Origin of the sequence: Pseudomonas sp. RW407, from assembly GCF_003176655.1 — a bacterium.
GTDB classification, from domain to species: domain Bacteria; phylum Pseudomonadota; class Gammaproteobacteria; order Pseudomonadales; family Pseudomonadaceae; genus Pseudomonas; species Pseudomonas delhiensis.
In genome coordinates, this window is the sequence record NZ_QGSL01000106.1 from 139,908 (window position 1) to 162,257 (window position 22,350).

A 22,350-nucleotide genomic window follows, 5' to 3' on the forward strand; every position below is an offset into this window, starting at 1 on the left:
GAGGGGCGGCTTTTTGTCGAAACACCCACCACTCAGTAGTAGGCGTTTTCCTTGTTGCTGTGGTCGGTGACATCGCGCACGCCCTTCAGTTCCGGGATGCGTTCGATCAGGGTCTTCTCGACGCCGTCCTTGAGGGTCATGTCGACCATGCCGCAGCCCTGGCAGCCGCCGCCGAAGCGCAGCACGGCGATGTTGTCCTCGACCACCTCGACCAGGCTGACCTGGCCGCCGTGGCTGGCGAGGCCGGGGTTGATCTCGGTCTGCAGGTAGTAGTTGATGCGTTCGTTGATCGGGCTGTCCTCGTTGACCATCGGCACCTTGGCGTTCGGCGCCTTGATGGTCAGTTGGCCGCCCATGCGGTCGGTGGCGTAGTCGACGACGGCGTCTTCCAGGAAGGGCTCGCTGATGCCGTCGATCCAGGCGGTGAAGTCCTTCAGGCCGACCGGGGTGTCTTCCGGCTTCTGCTCGCCCGGCTTGCAGTAGGCGATGCAGGTTTCCGCATACTGGGTGCCCGGCTGGGTGATGAAGACGCGAATGCCGATGCCCGGGGTGTCCTGCTTGGCCAGCAGTTCGGCCAGGTAACCCTGGGCAGCTTCGGTAATGGTGATGGCGCTCATGGCAACTCCTCGCAAACGTGGGGGCAGTTTACGCCATTCGCCCCACCCGGATAAAGCCCTACCAAATTAGTAGGAATAGTTCGCAAGTAGCGGCTTCAGGCCGCAGGCTTCAAGCCGCTCTTGCCTGCCGCCTGTAGCCTGCAGCCTGCAGCCGCCTCAAAGGTTTTCGTAGCGATTCATGTCCAGAATCCCCGCCTCCACCGGCTCGGTCTCGCGCAGGTAGGCGTCGAGGTCGTGGAAGTAGGACCAGAACTGCGGGTGGCTGCGGCGGATGCCCCAGCGCTCCACCACCTTGTCGAAGTCTTCCTGGCCCTGCACCCGCTCCAGGGCCGTGACGAAGTCGCCGGCCTCCTCCGCCTTGAGGTCGAACATGAAGTTCGGGTAGCTGGAGAGCACGCCCGGGTAGATGGTCAGGGTGTCCAGCCCCGGCTGGTAGCGCAGCGACTCGCCGAGCATGAAGGCGACGTTGCTGTGGGCGCGGTTGCGCAGCGCCGTGTAGATCTCGCGTTTTCCACCGGGCAATTCGACGCGCAGGATGGTCGCCTCGGGGAACTGCTCGATCACCTTGAGCCCCGCCGCCGGGCGGCTGACCAGGCGGCTGAAGGCCTGTTCGGCGTCCTGCAGCGCTCGCACGACCTTCGGCCGGTAGCAGCCGCCATCCTGGCACAGGTTGATCGGGTCGGGCCGCGCGTCGAGGCTGGCGTAGCGGTTCAGCAACTGGACGGCGAAGGCGTTCCTGGCGCCCTTCTCCGGCAGGTCCAGGCCGGTGGGCGCGTCGTTGTCGAGGTTCTGGTAGTCCAGCCACATCTTCAGCCTGCCACTGTTCTGGTACCAGTCGTCAAGCAGGTGCTCGCGCGCGGCCACCGGCATCAGGCGCAGGAAGTTCTGCTCGGCGCCGTTGCGGATCAGGTCGAAGTACAGCCGCGTCTGCGCCTGGTGCGAGACGTTGCCGTAGACGTCGAAGTTGACCACCAGTTGGTAGTAGGTGCGTTCCAGCAGCGGGTAGTCCATCCACCACAGCGTCTGCGGGATGCCGCCGATCAGGCCCTTGCGCACCGAGGCGCTGTCGTACTGGCGGAAGATCGACAGTAGCGCGTTGTCGTTGCCGTGCCAGATGTCCGCCCAGGTCGGCGCCGGGGCGTCCTCATAGGCGTCCAGGCGCAGCGCCTCGTATTCGTTGCGCTTGTCGCGGTAGCTGGTCCATTGCTGGAGCATCTGGCCCATGTCGTCGATCTGCCCGGGCAGGCCGAGCAGCGGCGTGGCCTTGGCCCGGTAGGCCGGGTCGGTGACGTAGAGGTCGTGGGCCGGGTCCTGGAAGATGGCCCAGAAGTTGTCGCGGATCACGTCGGTGGCGATCTGCCCGCGGCACACCGGGCCGCGGATGAAGGTGCGGACGAAGTACTCGGCGTTGTCCAGCATGAACTGGTAGCGCGAGCGCGGCGGGATGGCGGCGAAGGTCTCGAAGGGGTTGGCGCGGTGCTGCAGGCCGTAGCCGGGCACCTTGTCGGCGGTCCAGGCGTCGGCGAAGAACAGCTCGCGGGTGTGCGCCAGCCTGGCCGGGCTCAGCGGGTAGGTGATGTGGGTCTTGTGCACGATCACGCCCTGGATCGGCCACAGGCGGTAGTAGAAGGCCGCCCCGGGGTCGTCGTTGGGCCGCCGCGTGGCGATGGGGTCGATGGGCTGGCCGCTGGGCGTGCGCGAGCGCACCAGCTGGAAGAAGTGCCCCGGCGCGCCCTGGTCCTCGAAGTACAGGTGGGCGAGGAACAGGTGCTCGTAGAGCCAGCGCGAAACCAGGCTCTCACGGGCGCCGGGCTGGTTCAGGAAGCGCTCCCATTCGCCGATCTGGCGCGCCTCGCCGGCGCCGGGCTGCCAGGCCTGCTCGTCCACCGGCGCGCCCTCGGCCAGCCATTTCTTCAGGGTGGCGTACTGCGCATCGCTCAGGCCGGTGACGGCGAAGGGCATGCCGCTGCGCGGGTTCTTCTGCACGAAGTCGTCGATGCTGTCCGGCGTCGGGCACTGGTTGCTGCGGTTGATCGACAGGTCCAGGCCCTCGGGGATCTTCGCGTTGGGCACCAGCGGGTGGGCGTGGCCCAGGTCGAGCATGCGCTGCATCAGCGCGGCCTGGCCGCCACGGGCGTCCAGCACCGACCAGAAGTCCTTGCGCCGCCAGGCGTCGGCGCCATGGGCATCGAGGAACAGGCGGGTGGTTTCCTGGGCCCTGGTGCGCGTGCCGTCGTACACCGGCAGCTTGTTGGCGCCGCGCTGGGCGCCCTCGGCGGCGCTCAGGTTGAGCTGGCACGGCGAGTCGTAGCAGGCGTGGCAGGCCACGCACTTCTCGGTGAAGATCGGCTGTATGTCCTTGCTGTAGGAAATGCCGGCCGCCTGGGCAACGGCTGAAAGCAGCATGAACGCAATGGTCAACGCGAAGGATGCGCGCAAGGACATCTGGTACTCCCTACCTCGTGAATAGGCGGATTCTAGCGGCTCCGCGGGCGTTTGCGGCCAACCGATGGCCGGTCCAACATGAACCGCGCTCATGTAAAAGGCCGGTCAGCTCAAATCCCCTGCAGGTTTGCTATCATCAGCGACCCTTTGTCACGCCCTTTTCCAGGTAGTTCCCATGTCCGACCGTGCCGCCCGCCAGCAAGCCCTGCAGAAAGCCCTGAAGGAGCGCATCCTCATCCTCGATGGCGGCATGGGCACCATGATCCAGAGCTACAAGCTGCAGGAAGAGGACTACCGCGGCACCCGCTTCGCCGACTGGCCGAGCGACGTGAAGGGCAACAACGACCTGCTGCTGCTCACCCGCCCGGACGTCATCCAGGCCATCGAGAAGGCCTACCTGGACGCCGGCGCCGACATCCTCGAGACCAACACCTTCAACGCCACCCAGGTGTCCCAGGCCGACTACGGCATGGAAGCGCTGGTCTACGAACTGAACGTCGAGGGCGCGCGCCTGGCCCGCGAAGTGGCCGACGCCAAGACCCTGGAGACCCCCGACAAGCCGCGCTTCGTCGCCGGCGTGCTGGGCCCGACCAGCCGCACCTGCTCGATCTCCCCGGACGTCAACGACCCGGGCTTCCGCAACGTCACCTTCGACGAGCTGGTGGAGAACTACAGCGAGGCCACCCGCGGCCTGATCGAAGGCGGCGCCGACCTGATCCTGATCGAGACCATCTTCGACACCCTCAACGCCAAGGCGGCGATCTTCGCCGTGCAGGGCGTCTACGAGGAACTCGGCTTCGAACTGCCGATCATGATCTCCGGGACCATCACCGACGCCTCCGGCCGCACCCTGTCCGGGCAGACCACCGAGGCCTTCTGGAACTCGGTGCACCACGCCAGGCCGATCTCCGTCGGCCTGAACTGCGCCCTGGGCGCCAAGGAACTGCGCCCGTACCTGGAAGAGCTGGCGACCAAGGCCGACACCCACGTCTCCGCCCACCCCAACGCCGGCCTGCCGAACGCCTTCGGCGAGTACGACGAGACCCCGGCGCAGATGGCCGAGGTGGTCGAGGAGTTCGCCGCATCCGGCTTCCTCAACATCATCGGCGGCTGCTGCGGCACCACCCCGGGGCACATCGAGGCCATCGCCAAGGCCGTGGCCAAGTACCCGCCGCGGGTCATCCCGGAGATTCCCAAGGCCTGCCGCCTGTCGGGCCTGGAGCCCTTCACCATCGACCGCAGCTCGCTGTTCGTGAACGTCGGCGAGCGCACCAACATCACCGGTTCGGCGAAGTTCGCCCGGCTGATCCGCGAGGAGAACTACACCGAGGCCCTGGAAGTCGCCCTGCAGCAGGTGGAAGCCGGCGCCCAGGTGATCGACATCAACATGGACGAGGGCATGCTCGACTCCAAGGCGGCGATGGTGAAGTTCCTCAACCTCATCGCCGGCGAGCCGGACATCTCCCGCGTACCGATCATGATCGACTCCTCCAAGTGGGAGGTGATCGAGGCCGGCCTGAAGTGCATCCAGGGCAAGGGCATCGTCAACTCGATCTCGATGAAGGAAGGCGTCGAGCAGTTCAAGCACCACGCCCGCCTGTGCAAGCGCTACGGCGCCGCGGTGGTGGTGATGGCCTTCGACGAGGCCGGCCAGGCCGACACCCAGGCGCGCAAGGAGGAAATCTGCCAGCGCTCCTACGACATCCTGGTCAACGAAGTGGGCTTCCCGCCGGAAGACATCATCTTCGACCCGAACATCTTCGCGGTGGCCACGGGCATCGAGGAACACAACAACTACGCGGTCGACTTCATCAACGCCTGCGCCTACATCCGCGACAACCTGCCCTACGCGCTCACCTCGGGCGGGGTGTCCAACGTGTCCTTCTCGTTCCGCGGCAACAACCCGGTGCGCGAGGCGATCCACTCGGTGTTCCTCTACTACGCGATCCAGAACGGCCTGAGCATGGGCATCGTCAACGCCGGCCAGCTGGAAATCTACGACGAGATTCCCAAGGAGCTGCGCGACGCGGTCGAGGACGTGATCCTCAACCGCACCCCGGAAGGCACCGAGGCCCTGCTGGCGATCGCCGACAAGTACAAGGGCGACGGCGCTGCCAAGGAAGTCGAGGACGAGGAATGGCGCTCGCTGCCGGTGGACAAGCGCCTGGAACACGCGCTGGTCAAGGGCATTACAGCGTTCATCGTCGAGGACACCGAGGAGTGCCGGCAGCAGTGCGCGCGGCCCATCGAGGTCATCGAAGGCCCGCTGATGAGCGGCATGAACGTGGTCGGCGACCTGTTCGGCTCGGGCAAGATGTTCCTCCCGCAGGTGGTCAAGTCCGCCCGCGTGATGAAGCAGGCGGTGGCCCACCTGATCCCCTTCATCGAAGCGGAGAAAGGCGACAAGCCCGAGGCCAAGGGCAAGATCCTGATGGCCACGGTGAAGGGCGACGTGCACGACATCGGCAAGAACATCGTCGGCGTGGTGCTGGGCTGCAACGGCTACGACATCGTCGACCTGGGCGTGATGGTGCCGGCGGAGAAGATCCTGCAGACCGCCATCGCCGAGAAGTGCGACATCATCGGCCTGTCCGGGCTGATCACCCCGTCGCTGGACGAGATGGTCCACGTCGCCAAGGAAATGCAGCGGCAGAACTTCAGCCTGCCGCTGATGATCGGCGGCGCCACCACCTCCAAGGCGCACACCGCGGTGAAGATCGACCCGCAGTACAGCAACGACGCCGTGGTCTACGTCACCGACGCCTCGCGCGCGGTGGGCGTGGCCACCACCCTGCTGTCGAAGGAAATGAAGCCCGACTACGCCCGCAAGCTGCGCGAGGAGTACGCCGAGGTCCGCGAGCGCACCGCCAACCGCAGCGCGCGCACCGAGCGCCTGAGCTACGAGGCGGCCATCGCCGCCAAGCCGCAGTTCGACTGGGCCGGCTACCAGCCGCCGGTGCCCTCCTTCACCGGCGTGAAGGTGCTGGAAGACATCGACCTGGACGTGCTCGCCGAGTACATCGACTGGACGCCGTTCTTCATCTCCTGGGACCTGGCCGGCAAGTACCCGCGCATCCTCACCGACGAAGTGGTCGGCGAGGCCGCCACCAGCCTGTTCAACGACGCCCAGGCGATGCTGCGCAAGCTGATCGACGAGAAGCTGATCCGCGCCAAGGCCGTCTTCGGCTTCTGGCCGGCCAACCAGGTCAACCACGACGACCTGGAAGTCTACGCCGACGACGGCCACAAGCTGGCCACCCTGCACCACCTGCGCCAGCAGACCATCAAGCCCGACGGCAAGCCGAACTTCAGCCTGGCCGACTTCGTCGCGCCCAAGGGCAGCGGCGTGAAGGACTACGTCGGCGGCTTCATCACCACCGCCGGCATCGGCGCCGAGGAAGTGGCCAAGGCCTACGAGGCCAAGGGCGACGACTACAACGCGATCATGGTCAAGGCCCTGGCCGACCGCCTCGCCGAGGCCTGCGCCGAGTGGCTGCACGAGCGCGTGCGCAAGGAGTACTGGGGCTACCAGCCGGACGAGCACCTGGACAACGATGCGCTGATCCGCGAACAGTACGTCGGCATCCGCCCGGCGCCCGGCTACCCGGCCTGCCCGGACCACACCGAAAAGGGCACCCTGTTCCAGCTGCTGGACCCCAAGGGCCTGTCCGGCGTCACCCTCACCGAACACTACGCCATGTTCCCGGCGGCCGCGGTCAGCGGCTGGTACTTCGCCCATCCGCAGGCGCAGTACTTCGCCGTGGGCAAGGTCGACAAGGACCAGATCGACGCCTACAGCGCCCGCAAGGGCCAGGACGTGGCGGTCAGCGAACGCTGGCTGTCGCCGAACCTGGGCTACGACGCCTGATCCGCCTTCCAGGAGCGAAAGATGAAATACCTCACCCCCGAACAGATGGAAAAACCGCGCAAGCGCCGCCTGCGCAAGAAACTGCGCCTGGCCGAGTTCCAGGAACTGGGCTTCAGCCTGGAAGTGCACTACAGCGGTGACCTGGACGAAGTGCTCGACCAGTGGATCGCCTTCGTCGAATCCCAGGGCTGGCTGTTCGTCGGCGGCGCCACCGAGGACGGCGAGTTCACCGGCTACCTGTGCCGGAACGCCGTCGGCAGCCTCGACGAAGCCGACCGCGAGACCGTCCGCCAGTGGCTGCAGAGCCAGGCCTGGTGCACCTCCTCCGAACTGGGCGAACTGAGCGACTGCTGGCACGGGTTGCTGGACTGAGGCAATCACGGACGGAGTCCGCTCCTACGGGATATATGCCGTGCCCATCGGCAACCTGTAGGAGCAGGCCCTGCCTGCGATTTCGCGCGCAGGGCGCGCTCCTACAGGGGAATGGCATGGGTGGGGCGGCGTAGGAGCGGATCTCATCCGCGAATCGCGCCGGTGGTTCCGGCTATCGCGGACAAGGTCCTCCTACGTTGCAGGCGAGCATGGCTTCTCGTAGGAGCGAGCTTGCTCGCGAACAAACGCGGTGCCATGCGGTTTGCGAGCAAGCTCGCTCCTACGAAGAGCACTTCGGTAGAGCCTGTAAGACAGTTGCTCCTACGTCCGTGTTTCCCTGGAACGTAAGAGCCACTCGTCGAGGCGCTCTTCGTAGGATGAGTTGCTGGCAAGGCCCGCCGTTGGGCTGGCCCATCGCCGCGCCGGGCCGGAAGCCGCCACCCACGAAATCCCCCCGGAAATCGGCTATCGTCCCGAGGTCCTCACATGACCGCAGGGGCCGAACCCACATGCACATCGTCATTCCCGACGACTACCAGCACGCGATCCGGACGCTCGACTGCTTCGCCCGCCTGGCCGGGCACGACGTCAGCCTGTTCCATGACCTGGGCCCGGCATCGCCGGACGAACTGGCGACACGGTTCGCCGACGCCGACGCCCTGGTCCTCACCCGCGAACGCACACGCATCGATGCCGCGCTGCTCGACAGGCTGCCGAAACTCAAGCTGATCAGCCAGACGGGCAAGGTCTCGGGCCATCTCGACCTCGACGCCTGCACCGAACGCGGCATCGTCGTGACCGAAGGCCGAGGCTCGCCCGTGGCGCCCGCCGAACTGGCCTGGGCACTCATCCTCGATGCGCGCCGACAACTCGTACCGGCGATCGATGCGTTCAAGGCGGGCCACTGGCAGATCAATGTGGGCCAGGCACTGGCCGGGCAAACGCTGGGAATCTGGGGCTACGGCAAGATAGGCCAGCGCCTGGCGCGATACGCCCAGGCATTCGACATGCCGGTGCTGGTCTGGGGCAGCGAAGGCAGCCGGGCGGCCGCCACGGCCGACGGCCATCAGGCAGCGGCCTCTCGCGAAGCCTTCTTCGCCGAAGCGGACATCCTCAGCCTCAACCTGCGCCTGTCCGAGCGCACGCGCCATGGGGTCACCCTCGACGACCTCGCCAGGATGAAAAACAGCGCCCTGCTGGTGAACATCAGCCGCGCCGAGCTGATCGCCCCGGGGGCGTTGCTCCAGGCCCTGGATGCGGGACGCCCCGGCTACGCGGCCGTGGACGTCTACGAGCAGGAACCCCTGCTCGCCCCCGACAATCCCCTGCTGAACCACCCGCGCGTGCTCTGCACCCCGCACCTGGGGTACGTGGAGAAGAACGGCTATGAGCTGTACTTCGGCGATGCCTTCGACAATGTGCTGGCCTTCTTCGAAGGCCAGCCGAAGAACGTGGCGAATCCGGAGGCGCTGGCGATGCCGCGTGGCGAGTAGGCTGGGAAGCAACCGCCCCTAGAAAGCGTATTCCGCCCCCACGGTCAGGCTGCGCCCGTTGCCGCTGAGAAAGGTCGGCTGGCTGGCATCGGCGCGGTTGCGGATCACGTAGCTGCTGGCATAGGTCTTGTCCGCCAGGTTGTCGCCCTGCACATACACACTCAGGCCCTCGCGCGCCTTGTAGGCGGCTTTGAGGCCCCAGAGCGCGTAGGCGTCCTGATAGTTGTTGCGCGTGTTGGCGTGGTCGGTCGGGGTGTCCTGGGGCAGCCAGCGCAGGTTGGGCCCGACGCTCCACGGCCCGCGCCGGTAGAGCAGCTCGGCCGACCAGAGCTGGCGCGGCACGCCGGCGATCTGGTTGCCCTGGAACTCGCCGCCGCGGAAGCGGAAGTCGCTGAAGGTCCAAGCCACCCGGTAGGCCAGGTCGCCGCCTATGCCGGAGGCAGTCGGCAGCAAGCCGTTCAGCCCCGCTTCGACACCGCGGTGGCGGGTACGCGAGCCGTAGTTGTAGGTTCCCACCTTCACCCCGTAGGCGTCGCTGGTGGAGATCAGCTCGTCTTCCACGTCGCTCTGGTACAGCGTCAGGCTCCAGTCGGTCCGGGCGATGCGACCGGCGCCGCCGATCTCGTAGGTGGTAGCGCGCTGCACGTCGAGGTCGACCAGCTGCGCTTGCGCCGCCGCCGGGGCTGCGGGCGAGACTTCGGCGGAAACGATTTCCCAGAACGTCGGCGCTTCGTGGCTGCGGCTGATGTTGGCGTACCAGCGCAGGTCCGGGCTGGGCGTCCAGTTCAGGCCGATCTTCGGCGTGGCGAAGTTCCAGCCCTGGTCGAGATGGCCGGCACCATCGCGCGAATCCGCATCGCGGCTGACATCGCTCCACTTCACCTCGGTCACCAGGGTCCAGTCCGGCGCCAGGTTCCAGTCCAGGCCGAGCAGCAGATCAAGGTTGGAGGCCGTGAGGTCGAAGTTGCCGAAACGCTGCATGCGGCTTCCGTTCTGGGGGTTGTTGGCGTACAGCTCGCGGGTCATGTCGCTGTAGGACCAACTGGCGCCCAGGCGGTAGCCGAACAGGCGCTGTTCGCCTTCGAGCAGCCATTGCGCACCGAGCGTGTCGCTGTCGGTCAGGGTGTGGCTGAGCGGATCGGTGAAATCGTCCAGGGTGTTCTGCCCGTAGACGCCGAAGCTCTGCTGCCAGCCCGCCCCGCTCCACTGCGTACGGTTGGCCAGTCGCAGTTGCTGGGTATCACGGTGCGGGTCACGCTGGTAGACGTTGAGCAGGCGATCCTGCGGCGTGTTGCCATCGCCCAGCACAGTGCGCGGATCGTCCTTCAGGCGCGCCTTGGTGATGACGTTGGGAATCTCGAAAGTCAGGTCGCTGTAGGACAGGTAGCTGCGATTCTGTACGCCGTTGCCCAGGTCCAGACCGAAGTTGCTCTGCACCAGGGTGCGATGGGAAGCGGAGTGGTGGCGATAGCCGTCGTACTCGTCGTGGCTGACGCTCACCCGTCCATCGTACGCCCCCTCGTCCAGCCCGGCGGCAGCCTGCAGGCCCTGGCGGCCGAAGCTGCCGGCCTCCAGGCGGACGCGTCCGGCTTCGTCGGCGCCGGTCAGCGAGTTGAACTCCAGCTCGCCACCCAGCGCGGTGGCGCCGGGGCTGCCGGCGTTGGCGCCGCGACGGGCACTGATCCACGACGCATTGCGTGGCTCCAGCAGGCCGATGATGAAGGAACCGTCGGCCTCGTTGAGCGGCAGCCCGTCCTGCAACAGCAGCACGCCGCGGTTGACCGGATTGCTCTGGATGCCCGAACCCCGGATGTTCAGGCGCGGCTGGTCGGTGCCACCGAAGAAGTCCTGGATCACCAGGCCGGGCTGGTAGTCCAGCGCATCGCGCAGGGTCGCCAGGCGTGTCTCCTGTTGCGGCTCGGCGAGGTTGGTGCCGCCCGGTACGCGGGCCAGGCGCTGGCGCTCGGCCTGCGCGGACTGGCTGACCGGCGCGAGACTTTTTTCGCTGATCTGCATCGGCTCCAGCTCGAGGCGGTCCTCCGCCGCCACCGCCAGTGGCAGCAGACCGAGGGCCAGCAGGGGAAGTGAAAGTTTCGAGGGAAAATGGCGTTTCGGGGAAGGACAACGACTCATGACAAGCTCCGTCTGCACGAAATCTGGCTTACCAGCTCAGGTAGAACATGCCCTTGGCCAGCAGCACGATGCCGACCATGTGGCTGAAGACGCTCAGGTGGATTCGGCGGAAATACGTCGAATTCATGCGCCCGCTGTGGAGGAGGAACATGGCGGTGAAGAAGTGCCCGAGCACGCTCAGGGCGAGCAGGATCTTCAGGCTCAGCAAGGTGCCGAAGGACGATGCCAGCGGGTCCGCCAGCAGCGGCAGGTAACGCGTCCAGACCATGCCCAGGCCGGCGCCGAACAGCACCAGCAGTACCCAGGGCATCAGCCGCCGCGCACGCTTGCCGATGCCCTGCTCTACCTGGCGCATCACCGCGGCCGGCACGTGCTTGCGCACGCTTTCGAAGATCAGCACCTCGAAGAACACCGTGCCGATGAACATCAGCGCGGCGAACAGGTGCAGGGTCAGCAGGATGGGATAGATCATGGCGCGGGTGCCTCCAGGGCCAGCAGGGTCTGATGCAGCACCGTCGCCACCTGGTCGGCGGCGTATCCGGTGAGGTCGAAAGGCTGCAACGCGCCGTCATTGACCAGCGCGAAGCGCTCCACCAGGCCGATCAGCTCGGCCGGATGGTGGCTGACGCAGAGCAGCGCCGCGCCCGAGCTGGCGAGCCAGTCGCGGCAGAGATCGAGCAGGGATTCACGCAGGGCCGGGTCCAGCGCGCTGAATGGCTCGTCGAGCAACAGCAGGTCCGGCTCGATCGAGAACGCGCGCGCCAGGGCAACACGCTGGGCCATGCCGCCGGACAGTTGATGCGGCCAGGCGCGCTCGTGCCCGGCGAGGCCGACGCGCTCCAGCCAGTGGCTGGCCATCCAGCGCGCAGTCGCGCGGTCGAGGCCGCTCGCCTGCAGGGGGATTTCCAGGTTCTCCGCGACCCGGCACCAAGGCAGCAGGCGCGGCTCCTGGAAGGCCAGCACGGGATGGCGGAATCCATTCTCCACCTGCCCCCGACTGGGTTTCAGAAGGCCGGCAGCCAGGCGCAGCAGGCTGCTCTTGCCGGCGCCGCTGGGACCGAGAATGCCGACCCGCTCGCCGGGCAGCAGGCGCAGGGAGGCATCGGCAAACACCCGACGTTCGCCCAGCACCAGATCGACGCCGTGCCACTCAAGCATGGGCGGCCTCCTGCCAACGGCCCATGCGCCGCTGCAGCGGTTGCAGCAGAAGAAACTCCAGCGCGGCGACCAGCAGCAGGATCAGCAGAGTCCAGGCATACAGCCCGGCGCTATCGAAGGTGCCGCGCGCATTGGCCAGCGCGAAACCGGCGCCACTTTCCGCGCCAAGCACTTCGGCCATCACCACCAGGCGCACGCCGCCGCACGTGGCGATCAACAGCGCCGCGCCCAGCGGCGCGGTGAGTGACGGGATATAGAGCCGCCGCAGCTTCTGCCAGGGGCTGAAGCGGTAGACCCGCGCCATCTCCAGCAGGCCGCGGTCGACCATCTGCATGCCCTTGACGGTGTTCACGTACATGCCCGGCGCCAGCATCAGCACACTGATCAGCACCACCATGGCCGAACCGAGACCGACCCAGAGCATCGCCAGCACCACGACCACCACCGGCGGCACCGACATCAGCAGCCAGCGCAGCGGCTCCAGCAGACCGCGCACACGGGCGTCGAGCCCGGCCAGCAGCCCCAGGCAGAAGCCCAGCAGGCAGCCCAGGCCGACGCCCAGGACGATACGCAGCAAGCTGGCGCCGGCGTTAAGGCGGAAGTCGGCCTCGAAAGGCAGGCGGACCATGGCTTGCAGCGTCTGCCATGGCGTCGCCATGAGCAGCGGGCCCAGGCGCAGCGCCAGCAACTGCCAGCCCACCAGCAGAAGCGTGCCGCCCAGCAAGGCCCAGCGTCGGGAGGTCATGGGTCTCATCTTAGGGCCCATAGAAACTGGCGGGCGGCAGGGCGCCCCCGATTGCCTGCGGATGGCGCCTTGCGATCAGCCCGAACAGCGCCTCCAGCGGTCCACGCGCCGAGCTGGCGGAAACACTCTCCAGACGCGTGACGCGGATGGACTCTTCCACCGCCTCCACCGGCAGGTGCGGCAGGTGCCGATGGACCAGTTCCGCGCAGGCCCGCGAGCGCGCGCTGCACCAACGGGCGGACTCGGCGTAGGCGGCGTCCACCGCACGCGCCAGTTCGCCGTCCTCGGCGCGCTGCGGGCTGCTCATCAGCCCTGCCTGAGGCAGTTCGGCCTGCTGCGGGAAGGCCTGCCTCCAGGCGCTCTCCAGGCTTTGCACGCGGTACAGCGGCGCCCCGCCCTGGCTGCGGTTGCGCCAAAGCAGCAGGGATACCGCCGGCTCCACCAGCAGGGCGTGATCGGCGCGGCCTGCCAGCAGCAGCGCCTGGGCGTCCTGGCCATCGCGGACCGGGCGCAGCGTCAGGTCCCTGCCCGGCTTCAGGCCGTGGCTGAGCAGCAGTTCATCGACTAGGATCGCCGGCAGGTCGCGCTGGAACGGCAGCACCACCTCCTTGCCGGCCAGGTCGGCGAAACCCTTCACCTGAGGGTCGCGGCTCACCAGCCAGATGATTCCCCACACCGAGACGTTGAGCAGCCGCACGGGCTGCCCGCGCCCGGCCATCAGCGCCGGCAGGTTCACCGGGGCGGCGCTGTAGTCGAGTTCGTTCTTGGCCAGCAGTACGCGCAACTGATCGGGGTTCTGCCAGAGGCGGAACTCGACGTGCTCGGCATACGGCTGCAGAGCACCGCTCTCCACCATGTGCAGCAACGGGAAGCTCACCACGGCAGCGGGGCCGCCCAGCCTCAGCACCGCTTCCCTGGCCGTACCGACAGGTGCCTGCAGGCACGCGCCGGCCGCCAGAACGAAAGAAAGGAGCAGGCGGGGGAGCCTTCGATTGATTGACTTGCGAATAAGACTTATCTTCATTCGCAGATCATTGCAGCCCGCACGCACGCCACGAATGACAAATGTTAAGTTCTCGCCCAATCGCGGCGAATGCCTGCGATTGCTGGGCGCCATCCCCCTCTTCGCCGACCTGCCGCAGGACCTCGTGGCCAGCCTGTGCGACTCGGCCAGCCTGCTGCGCGCCGAGGGCGGCAAACTGCTGTTCCGCGAAGGCGACCCGGCCGAGCACTTCCTGTTGGTGCGGCGTGGCTGCGTGGAAATGCTGCGCTTCACCTGCGACGGCGAAGAGCGTGTCTTCCAGCTGTTCCGCGAAGGTCAGTTGATCGCCGAAGCGGCCATGTTCATGCCCCACGGCCGCTACCCGATGAACGCCCGCAGCCAGGGTAGCGGCGAATTCTTCCGACTGAGCCGCAACGCACTGCACAAGGCCTGCGAGGGCCATCCGCCGCTGGCCATGCGCATGCTGGAAAGCCTCAGCCTGCGTCTCTACCGCCAGGTCAACGAGGTCGACTGGCTGACCGCAAGCTCCGCCTCCCAGCGCCTGGCCGCCTACCTGCTGGGCCTGCACCGTCGCCAGGGCGAAAGCCTGATGCTGCCGATCAGCCAGCGCCAACTCGCCACCCACCTGGGCATTCGCCCGGAATCCCTCAGCCGTCTGCTCTCCGACTGGCAGCAGGCGGGGCGCATCCAGGGCCGGCTCCGGCAATGGCGGCTGTGCGACCTCACCTACCTACAGGAACTGGCCAGCCCGGCGGTACGCTCTTTCTGAGGGGGGTCGGCTTGTGCTCGCCGTCCAGCAATAGCGGGAACTTGCCCAGCGGCCACAGCCGCAACCACTGCGCCGCGTGCTGCGGCGTATCGGGGCCGATGCAGCGGAATTCGAAGGGCGTCTGGTTCTCGTACAGCGCCATCAGCACCTTCTGGGTGTACGAGGAAAACGGATGACCGTAGAGCACGAGCGCCATGGCGGACCGCCTGCCGGAGCGCACACACCAGCCGACCGCCGACATCCTGTTCAGTCTCTCGGTTTTACTATCGCAAGTGTATGTAACTACCGTCGCCAAATATCCGCCAAAGTTGAAAATAGGGGAGGCGCGTGTCATTCCAGAATTACACATCAAATAACCAAACCCGATAATGAATTCCTACTTAATTTCATTATCGGATCAGCGCTGGAAAACTTCCCGATGGCGTTGGACAGCCCGCTGGGCGAAAGCTAGCTTCAGCCTGAACGCCGGGCCCTCCGGCGCCCTCCAAGCCACCACAGGGAAGTACCGAGATGGCCTTCGATCGCTTCAACTCCCGTATTGCAATCACCCTCGGCCAATTCACCTTGTTGAAACGTGCCGACCTGTTATTCGACCGTTATAGCGAGCCCTATATAGTTTCCCTCGCCATCGACACTTCGAATATTCACAAGGGTGCCCTCACTTTCAACTACATGCCCTTTCCGAAAGTTCGCCAGGGTTCGACGGTGAGCATGCTCGGCGACGGCCACCTGCTGTATGGCCCGGCCAACCCCGGCGAGTACGTCGCGCTGTCGCTGCTGATGATGGAGTCCGACGGCGACCTGCGCGAGGCGGGCGAGCGCATCCGCGACGTCGTCAGCAGCAAGGCCGTCGACCTGGGGCTCAAGGCGGTGATGCTGGCCAACCCCGGCTCCGCCGCCGTGGTCGCCCTGCTCAAGGAGCTGACCGCCTTCACCGCCGGGCGCCTGGCCAGCGATGGCGACGACGAGCTGTTCCGCACCGAGGGTGCCTTCCTGCGCGACCAGCCCAACCCCTACCACGTCAACCGAAGCTACCGGCAGGGCAACGACTTCATCGACCTGGAGCTGCGCATCCTCCCGCTCGACGCCCCCAACGGAGAAGGCGCCGCCCCGCAGGCGCTGCCACTGGCCTGAGCCCTGCCCGCCCCCATTACCGAGGAACGCACCATGGTCACCGGACTGGATCTCTACACGCTCGCCGCCACCAAGAAGGGCCAGAAGTACGCCAACGTGCTGGTCCCCAAGGACAACCCCAACTGGAACGGCCCCTGGGACTGCGCGGAATTCGTGTCCTGGGTGGCCTACCAGAAGCTGAAGAAGCTCTACGGCTGCGTGAACGACCAGGGCAACCCGGCGACCACCGAGGCCTATTCCGGCGCCTGGGTGCACGACGCCAGCAACGGCACCCTCATCCCCACCAACGAGGCCGACGCCATGCTCACCGCCGGCGTGGTCCTGGTGCGCAAGCCGCCGCTGCCCGGGCACATGGGCCACGTCGCCATCACCGACGGCGCCGGCAGGACCATGGAGGCCGCCGGCACCGGCCTGGGCGTGCGCGCCGGCAACGTCACCGGGCGCGTCTGGGACTACTACTGCCGCCTGCCCGGCGTGAGCTACAGCAGCAACCCGGGCACGCCGAAGCTCAAGCCGCCGCCCTCGGTCATCCGCCTGGAGCAGCCGAACGTGAAGGGGCCGAAGGTGACGGAAATCCAGCAGGCCCTGAAGGCGGCCGGCTTCGACCCCGGCAAGCTCGACGGCGCCTACGGCCCGCATACCACCGCGGCCGTGTTCGCCTTCCAGACCACCCGCCGCCTGGTCGCCGACGGCGTGGTCGGCCCCGCCACCGCGCGGGCATTGAAGATCCAGTGGCCCTGACAGGGAGATCGAGCATGGAACAGCAACCGATGAAGGCGCCCTTCTACCCCATCGTCTACGTGCGCGGCTACGCCATGAGCCGCGGCGAGATCGACGAGACCACCGCCGACCCCTTCTGCGGCTTCAACCTGGGCTCCACGGTGATGCGCGCGGTGGCCACCACGGGCGCGCCGCCGCGCAAGTTCGTCTTCGAATCGCCGGTGATCCGCCTGGCCAGCCAGTTCGGCTACCGCGACGTGTACGAGGACGGCTACGACGTCCTCGACCCCAACTGGCTGACGCAGCAGAACAACAGGCTGGCCGCCCGCTCCATCGTCATCTACCGCTACTACGACCCGGCCTCCACCCTGCTGGGCGTCGGCAAGACACCGAGCATGGAGCAGTTCGCCAAGGGCCTGAACGACCTGATCCTGCACCTGCGCGACCTGGCCTTCGCCAACCCGGCCAACCAGTTGGCGAAGAAGGAAGACTTCCGCTGCCACCTGGTGGCGCACTCCATGGGCGGGCTGGTCTGCCGCACCTTCCTGCAGAACCCGGACTGCGGCTCGGCTGAGGCGCGCGCGGCGGTGGACAAGTTCTTCACCTACGCCACGCCGCACAACGGCATCGACATGGTCGGCATCAACGTCCCGAGCCTGCCGGTGTTCTCGCTGCCGTTCGACATCGAGAACTTCAACCGCGACAAGCGCATGCGCGAATACCTGCGCCTGCCCAGGCTGCCGAAGAACTACGACAAGGTCGACCTGCTGCCCGAAAGCGCCCTGCCCTCCAGCCGCGTGTTCTGCATGGTGGGCACCAACCGCAGCGACTACGAGGTGGCGGCTGGCCTGTCGCGCACCTTCGTCGGCCACGGCAGCGACGGCCTGGTGCGCATCGAGAACGCCACCCTGCACGGCCTGAACGCCGACGGCACGCTCGGCGAGGAATGCGCCAAGGCCTTCGCCTACCGCGCGCATTCCGGCTTCTTCGGCATCGTCAACAGCGAGGAGAGTTTCCAGAACCTGGTGCGCTTCCTGTTCGGCAACGTGCGCGTCGACATCTGGCTGGACGTCGACGAGCTGCGCCTACCCAAGGAAGTGCTCGACGCCGCCGATGGCGCCCCGGTCAACGCGCTCTACCAGATCGAGCTGCTGGCCTCGCCGCGCAGCAAGCCCTGGTATCTGTCGCGGCGCACGGCAGAGGAAGATTCCGCGGCCTGCCTCACCCAGGCTGAGTGGAAGCCGGGCACGCAGCTGTACCTGTCCAGCGTGTTCCTCGCCGAGTTCGGCAAGGTCGACCCCGAACTGCCCGGCCTGGCCTACAGCCTCACCCTCGGCGTGCGGGTGCCGGACTACGAGATCGACAAGCGCTTCTGGCCCAACAGCCACTACGAGGGCAGCTACCTGTACCGCGACACCGTCATCATCCAGCTGGAACGCCCCAGCGACGGCGGCGACCAGTGGACCATCCGCTACGCCTGGCAGAACACCGGGATGAACACCTCGACCATCCCCCTCCAGGCCAGCGAGCTGGACGGCAGCGGCATCCAGGTGCTGCTGCCGATCGACAGCGACGTCCACGGCAACCCCGCCGCCGCCGCCATCAAGGGGCAGGTGCGGCTGATGGTCTCGACCTGGAACCCGGAGGGCACCTGGCCCTGATGGCCGCCTGCACAAATCTTCCAGACGCCGCCCGCCCGCGGGGTATGCTGGACGACTCGCGGGCGCGGCGGAGGCGCGGCATGCACAGCGGCAACTGGATCGACCTGGCGCAGGATGCCGACACCGGCATCGAGACCCTGCGCGCCCATTTCAAGGGCCACGCGTACGATCCGCACTGGCACGACAGCTACCTGATCGGCTTCACCGAAACCGGCGTGCAGCAGTTCCGCTGCCGCCAGGCGCGCAACGTCAGCACGCCGGGCAAGGTGTTCTTCCTCGAACCCGGGGAGATCCACGATGGCGATGCGCCCACCGCCGGCGGCTTCACCTATCGCATGCTCTACCTCGACCCGCAGTGGCTGGAACGCGAGGTGGGCGCGCTGTTCGAGGAAGCCCCGGCAGGCTGCCAGTTGAGCGTGCCCCAGGTGCTGTTCGACGACACGCGCATGGCCGCCGCCATCGACGCCGCCTTCCAGGCCGTGCACGGCCAGGACCTGCGCATCGTGCGCCAGGCCGCCCTGGACGAGCTGCTCGGCGGCCTCACCCAGCGCCTGCACTGGCGCAAGCGCGTCGACGACCACCCGCGCCTGCCGCTGGTGGCCCTGCGCGCGCGGGACTACCTGCACGCCAACCTGATGCAGGACATCGACCTCGACGACCTCGCCCGCGCCACCGGCTGCGACCGCTTCCGCCTCAGCCGCGCGTTCAAGGAGGCCTTCGGCCTGCCGCCGCATGCCTACCTGATCCAGCTGCGCCTGGCCCGTGCGCGCCAGTTGCTGGGCCGCGGCCTGGCCCCGGCGCAGGTCGCCGCCGACCTCGGCTTCGCCGACCAGAGCCACCTGGGCCGCTGGTTCCGCCGCGCCTATGGCGTTACCCCGGCGTACTACCGGCAGCGCTGCTCAAAGCTTCCAGACTGACGCCCGGCCCGCTGCGAGCATGCCGGCTCCACGTCCCACGGAGCCCACGCCATGATCCAGGCCCTGCAGCAATGGCTGCCCTTCCTCCTGTTCGCCTTCGTCGCCGCCATCACCCCGGGGCCGACCAACCTGCTGATCTTCAGCAACAGCGCCCGCCACGGCTGGGGCGCGGCACTACCCATCGTCCTCGGCGGCTGCGGCGGCGCCGCGCTGGTGGTGCTGGCGGTGGGCAGCGGCCTGGGCGAGCTGCTCGCCGGGCGGCCGCAGGTGCAGGGCATCATGGCCGCCGCCGGGGTGCTGTGGCTGACCTGGCTGGCCTGGCAGATCTGGCGCAGCCCGCCCCCCAGCCTGGAAAGCGCCGCACCGGCGCGGCGCATCGGCCTGCTGGATGCGGCCCTGCTGCAGCTGGTCAACCCGAAGAACTGGACCGTGGCCCTGGCGGTGATCGGCGTCTACGCAGGCCAGGGCGACGACCGCCTGCTGCGCATCCAGCTGATGTCGCTGCTGTTCTTCATGGTCGGCGTGCCCTGCCTGAGCGCCTGGGCCGGGCTCGGCGCCGGCAGCGCACGGCTGTTGCGCTCACCGCGCGCGCTGCAGCGGCTGAACCGGGCGCTGGCGGTGCTTCTGCTGCTCTCGGCCTGGGCGGGGGTTTTGTAGGAAGGATCGAGCGGAGCGATACCCATCGCCAGGACCGCATGGGTTTCGCTCAACCCATCCTACGAGGAGCCCCTCGGCGCGACCTGCAAGACGACCCTGAATGGGCACACTTCGAGACGAATGGTTTTACAAAAATAAAACTCGAAAGGTTATGCTTTTGTAAAACCTCAACAGGAGGCATGTTCATGACCACTCTTGCCCTGCGTAAATCCGGGGGGTCCCTGATCATTTCGGTTCCCGCGGCCTTCGTCGCCCAAAACAAGCTGCACGCCGGTAGTCAGGTTGAGTGCAACATCGTCGAGGGAGCCCTGGTGATCAAACCGATGACGCGCCCGAGCCTGGCACAGCTGATCGCCGAAACGCCCAAAGACTCGCTCGCTCCGGACTGGGACAACATGCAGGCGGTAGGCGCTGAGCAATGGTGAGGCGTCCACCGAGCGTTCCCGACCGCGGTGAGATCTGGCACCTGCAGTTCGATCCCTCGACGGGCCGTGAAATGATCGGCGACCACTTTTGCCTGGTCCTGTCGAAACGCGAATTCAATGAAATAGGCCTGGCCCTGGTCTGCCCCATCTCGCAAGGCACATCCAGTGTGGCGCGCAACCAGGGCTTCCTTGTCACCCTGATGGGCGAAGGCACCGACACCCAGGGCAATGTCCACAGCCACCAGGTGCGGACGCTGGACTGGAGGGCGCGCCGAGCCATGTTCAAGGAAAAAGCCCCCGACTCCGTAACCAACTACGTGCTTTCGCTGGTCGGAGCGATCCTGGAATAACCCCCACCCATCGCCCGCCGGCCCTGCCGGCGGGATCGCGGACGGAGTCCGCTCCTACGGTTCGCGGGGAAGCACGGTATTCCACATTCCGGCGCGATTCGCGGATGAGATCCGCTCCTACGCTGCGCCACCCGCGCCATTCCCCTGTAGGAGCGCGCCCTGCGCGCGAATCGCGGGCAGGGCCCGCTCCTACAATTGTCGTGAGGCCTGGAGTTTCCTCGTGGGACTCTGTCCGCGATTTGGCGGATAACGCCTGCGCCTACGGGAATGGCGTGGGATCGTAGGGCGAATAACCGTTCGCGATTATCCGCCCTACGGGGAATGGCGCCGGGGCGTCCGGCCCCTACCAGCGGTAGCGCAACAGCCGGCCGATTCGCCCCAGGGTGGGCCAGCGCTGCATCAGTTGCACGAACGCGCGTGACGACCAGGCCATCCGCCGGCACTCCTCGGGGGTGTAGGTGAGCCTCTCCTGGACCAGGCGCAGCCCCGGCACCAGCGCCTCCAGTTCCGTGGGGTCGTCCAGCGCCCAGTGCACCTGGGCGCCGCGCGCCCAGAACGGCAGGAACAGCCCCAGCATGCGGATGCCGAAGCGGTTGTAGCCGTCGAAGATCAGCTCGCCGTGGGGGCTGCGCGCCAGCAGCCCGCGCAGCAGCGCGCTCACCTCGGCTTCGCGCAGGTAGGGCATCAGGCCTTCGGCGACGATCAGCAGCGGGCGGCCGCTGGGCAGCGCGTCGAGCCAGGTCGGCTCGCCTATGGCGCCGGGCAGCAGGGTGCAGCCTTCGCGCGCCGGGTACACCTCGCTGCGCAGCGCCAGCACGTCCGGATAGTCCACTTCGAACCAGGCCACGCTGGCCGGCGGGTCGAGGCGGAACACCCGGCTGTCCAGGCCGCAGCCCAGGTGCGCCACGCAGGCATCGGGGTGGGCGACGAGGAATTCGGCGGCCCAGCGGTCGAGCTTCCAGGCGCGCAGGGCGATGCCGACGTAGCTGCTGCGGCCCAGGCGAAAGCGCGAGAAGTCGTAGTCCAGGCGCGCCAGCGCGGCGGCCGCGAAGCGGTCCTGCAGCAGCGAATCGGGCAGGCGGCTTTCCATGGCCTTGGCGTAGAAGGTGATCAGCAGGGTCTGCTTGACCCCACCGAGCTGGATGCGTGGCATGGGCGGCTCCCGGGGCGGACGACGGCACCGCCCTCCCCGGCAAGCCTAGGACCGCATCGCCGGGTGCTGCAAGCGCAGCGGCGCCAGCGGCTCAGCGCAGTTGCAGGCGGGCCCAGTCCCGCGGGGCGATCTCGCCGGCCAGCTGCAGGCCGCCGCGGGCGTCGCTGAACAGCACCAGCGAGGTGCCGTAGCCGGGGGTTTCCAGGTCCTGGTGGCTGAGCGTCTGGGCCAGCTGCTCCATGCATTCGCTGTGGGTGACGAGGATCAGGTTGCGGTGGCTGGCCTTGTGCTCCAGCACGTGGTCGAGCAGGTCGCCCTTGCAGTCGGCGACCCAGGCCTGGCCCAGGGTGCCGTCGCCGAACATCAGGCTGGCGGTCTGGGTGGTGCGCGTCAGCGGGCTGGCGTAGACGTCGGCGTTGCCCAGGCCGAAGCGGCTGCGGTAGTCCTCGCCCAGGGCCGTGGCCAGCGCCCCGCCGCGCACCGTGATGCCATCCTCGGCGCCCAGGCAGGGGGCGTCGGAGCGGTCGCAGCGCTCGGCGTGGCGCACCAGCACCACCACCTCGCCCAGGCGCCAGTGGTGGGCCAGGTCGTCCGGGCTTGGCAACGGCGGGTGCTGTTGCGCCACGCTGGCCGCGCCGCACAGGGCCATCGCCAGCACGCCGAGCAGCCCGCAGGCCAGGGCCATGATGCGTCGGGGTGGGCGGCCAGCGCCCTGTCGCACGGTTTTCTG

21 protein-coding genes are annotated in these 22,350 nt (G+C 67.4%); 11 read left to right on the forward strand and 10 right to left on the reverse strand.

Features of this window, described 5'->3' with window-relative positions; all coding sequences use genetic code 11:
• Window positions 1–32 precede the first annotated feature (32 nt).
• Window positions 33–617 carry a Fe-S biogenesis protein NfuA gene (gene nfuA, locus DK254_RS17525; protein ID WP_089390328.1) on the reverse strand — a complete coding sequence of 195 codons (585 nt, stop codon included), beginning with the start codon at window positions 615–617 and terminating at the stop codon, window positions 33–35.
• Between the two features lie 156 nt (window positions 618–773).
• Complete coding sequence (locus DK254_RS17530; protein ID WP_109934803.1) at window positions 774–3,062, reverse strand: fatty acid cis/trans isomerase; 2,289 nt, start codon at window positions 3,060–3,062, stop codon at window positions 774–776.
• 175 nt (window positions 3,063–3,237) lie between these two features.
• Between DK254_RS17530 and metH the strand changes: the two genes are divergently transcribed.
• From metH to DK254_RS17545, 3 genes are all read left to right on the forward strand, one after another.
• The gene (gene metH / locus DK254_RS17535) at window positions 3,238–6,930 is read left to right on the forward strand and encodes a methionine synthase (RefSeq protein WP_109934804.1); all 3,693 of its coding nucleotides are present in this window, start codon (window positions 3,238–3,240) and stop codon (window positions 6,928–6,930) included.
• Window positions 6,931–6,951: 21 nt separating this feature from the next.
• The gene (locus DK254_RS17540; protein WP_109934805.1) at window positions 6,952–7,302 is read left to right on the forward strand and encodes a 50S ribosome-binding protein YggL; all 351 of its coding nucleotides are present in this window, start codon (window positions 6,952–6,954) and stop codon (window positions 7,300–7,302) included.
• 509 nt (window positions 7,303–7,811) lie between these two features.
• Window positions 7,812–8,795, forward strand: a complete 984-nt coding sequence (locus DK254_RS17545) for a D-2-hydroxyacid dehydrogenase family protein (protein WP_109934806.1) — start codon at window positions 7,812–7,814, stop codon at window positions 8,793–8,795.
• A gap of 18 nt (window positions 8,796–8,813) precedes the next feature.
• On the opposite strand, the gene DK254_RS17550 is transcribed toward DK254_RS17545, so the two are convergent.
• The 5 genes from DK254_RS17550 to DK254_RS17570 are packed head-to-tail and all read right to left on the reverse strand — an operon-like array spanning window position 8,814 to window position 13,738.
• Window positions 8,814–10,928, reverse strand: a complete 2,115-nt coding sequence (locus DK254_RS17550) for a TonB-dependent receptor domain-containing protein (RefSeq protein ID WP_109934807.1) — start codon at window positions 10,926–10,928, stop codon at window positions 8,814–8,816.
• A gap of 28 nt (window positions 10,929–10,956) precedes the next feature.
• Window positions 10,957–11,400, reverse strand: a complete 444-nt coding sequence (locus DK254_RS17555) for a CopD family copper resistance protein (RefSeq protein WP_109934808.1) — start codon at window positions 11,398–11,400, stop codon at window positions 10,957–10,959.
• On the reverse strand, window positions 11,397–12,086 hold the full coding sequence (locus DK254_RS17560; protein ID WP_109934809.1) for an ABC transporter ATP-binding protein: 690 nt from the start codon (window positions 12,084–12,086) through the stop codon (window positions 11,397–11,399). The genes DK254_RS17555 and DK254_RS17560 overlap by 4 nt, the downstream gene beginning before the upstream one ends.
• Entirely contained in the window at window positions 12,079–12,831 is a 753-nt protein-coding gene (locus DK254_RS17565; protein WP_109934810.1) for an ABC transporter permease, read from the reverse strand. Before DK254_RS17565 ends, DK254_RS17560 begins: the two co-directional genes overlap by 8 nt.
• A 10-nt stretch (window positions 12,832–12,841) precedes the next feature.
• Window positions 12,842–13,738, reverse strand: coding sequence for an ABC transporter substrate-binding protein (locus DK254_RS17570; RefSeq protein ID WP_109934811.1), 897 nt, complete (start codon window positions 13,736–13,738; stop codon window positions 12,842–12,844).
• Window positions 13,739–13,889: 151 nt separating this feature from the next.
• Between DK254_RS17570 and DK254_RS17575 the strand changes: the two genes are divergently transcribed.
• Entirely contained in the window at window positions 13,890–14,603 is a 714-nt protein-coding gene (locus DK254_RS17575; protein WP_109934812.1) for a Crp/Fnr family transcriptional regulator, read from the forward strand.
• On the opposite strand, the gene DK254_RS17580 is transcribed toward DK254_RS17575, so the two are convergent.
• Entirely contained in the window at window positions 14,557–14,799 is a 243-nt protein-coding gene (locus tag DK254_RS17580; protein WP_256595898.1) for a glutathione S-transferase family protein, read from the reverse strand. The two genes, DK254_RS17575 and DK254_RS17580, sit on opposite strands and share 47 nt — an antisense overlap.
• A 314-nt stretch (window positions 14,800–15,113) precedes the next feature.
• Between DK254_RS17580 and DK254_RS17585 the strand changes: the two genes are divergently transcribed.
• The 7 genes from DK254_RS17585 to DK254_RS17615 all read left to right on the forward strand — a co-directional run bounded on the left by DK254_RS17585 (window position 15,114) and on the right by DK254_RS17615 (window position 20,467).
• A complete protein-coding gene (locus DK254_RS17585) occupies window positions 15,114–15,737 on the forward strand; it encodes a hypothetical protein (RefSeq protein ID WP_109934813.1) in 624 nt (207 codons plus the stop codon).
• 33 nt (window positions 15,738–15,770) lie between these two features.
• Window positions 15,771–16,478, forward strand: a complete 708-nt coding sequence (locus DK254_RS34815) for a peptidoglycan-binding protein (protein WP_256595899.1) — start codon at window positions 15,771–15,773, stop codon at window positions 16,476–16,478.
• A 14-nt stretch (window positions 16,479–16,492) separates the two neighbouring features.
• Entirely contained in the window at window positions 16,493–18,118 is a 1,626-nt protein-coding gene (locus DK254_RS17595; protein ID WP_177412079.1) for a hypothetical protein, read from the forward strand.
• Window positions 18,119–18,198: 80 nt separating this feature from the next.
• Complete coding sequence (locus DK254_RS17600) at window positions 18,199–19,035, forward strand: AraC family transcriptional regulator (protein WP_109934815.1); 837 nt, start codon at window positions 18,199–18,201, stop codon at window positions 19,033–19,035.
• Between the two features lie 51 nt (window positions 19,036–19,086).
• A complete protein-coding gene (locus DK254_RS17605; RefSeq protein WP_109934816.1) occupies window positions 19,087–19,692 on the forward strand; it encodes a LysE family translocator in 606 nt (201 codons plus the stop codon).
• Between the two features lie 185 nt (window positions 19,693–19,877).
• Window positions 19,878–20,117 (forward strand): AbrB/MazE/SpoVT family DNA-binding domain-containing protein, encoded by a 240-nt coding sequence (locus tag DK254_RS17610; protein ID WP_139210225.1) that lies wholly within the window; start codon window positions 19,878–19,880, stop codon window positions 20,115–20,117.
• Window positions 20,111–20,467 carry a type II toxin-antitoxin system PemK/MazF family toxin gene (locus tag DK254_RS17615; protein ID WP_089391624.1) on the forward strand — a complete coding sequence of 119 codons (357 nt, stop codon included), beginning with the start codon at window positions 20,111–20,113 and terminating at the stop codon, window positions 20,465–20,467. The genes DK254_RS17610 and DK254_RS17615 overlap by 7 nt, the downstream gene beginning before the upstream one ends.
• 343 nt (window positions 20,468–20,810) lie before the next feature.
• Here the strand turns inward: DK254_RS17615 and DK254_RS17620 are convergent, their stop codons facing one another.
• Window positions 20,811–21,620, reverse strand: coding sequence for a class I SAM-dependent methyltransferase (locus DK254_RS17620; protein WP_109934817.1), 810 nt, complete (start codon window positions 21,618–21,620; stop codon window positions 20,811–20,813).
• 91 nt (window positions 21,621–21,711) lie between these two features.
• On the reverse strand, window positions 21,712–22,305 hold the full coding sequence (locus DK254_RS17625; protein WP_109934818.1) for a histidine phosphatase family protein: 594 nt from the start codon (window positions 22,303–22,305) through the stop codon (window positions 21,712–21,714).
• Between the last annotated feature and the right edge of the window lie 45 nt (window positions 22,306–22,350).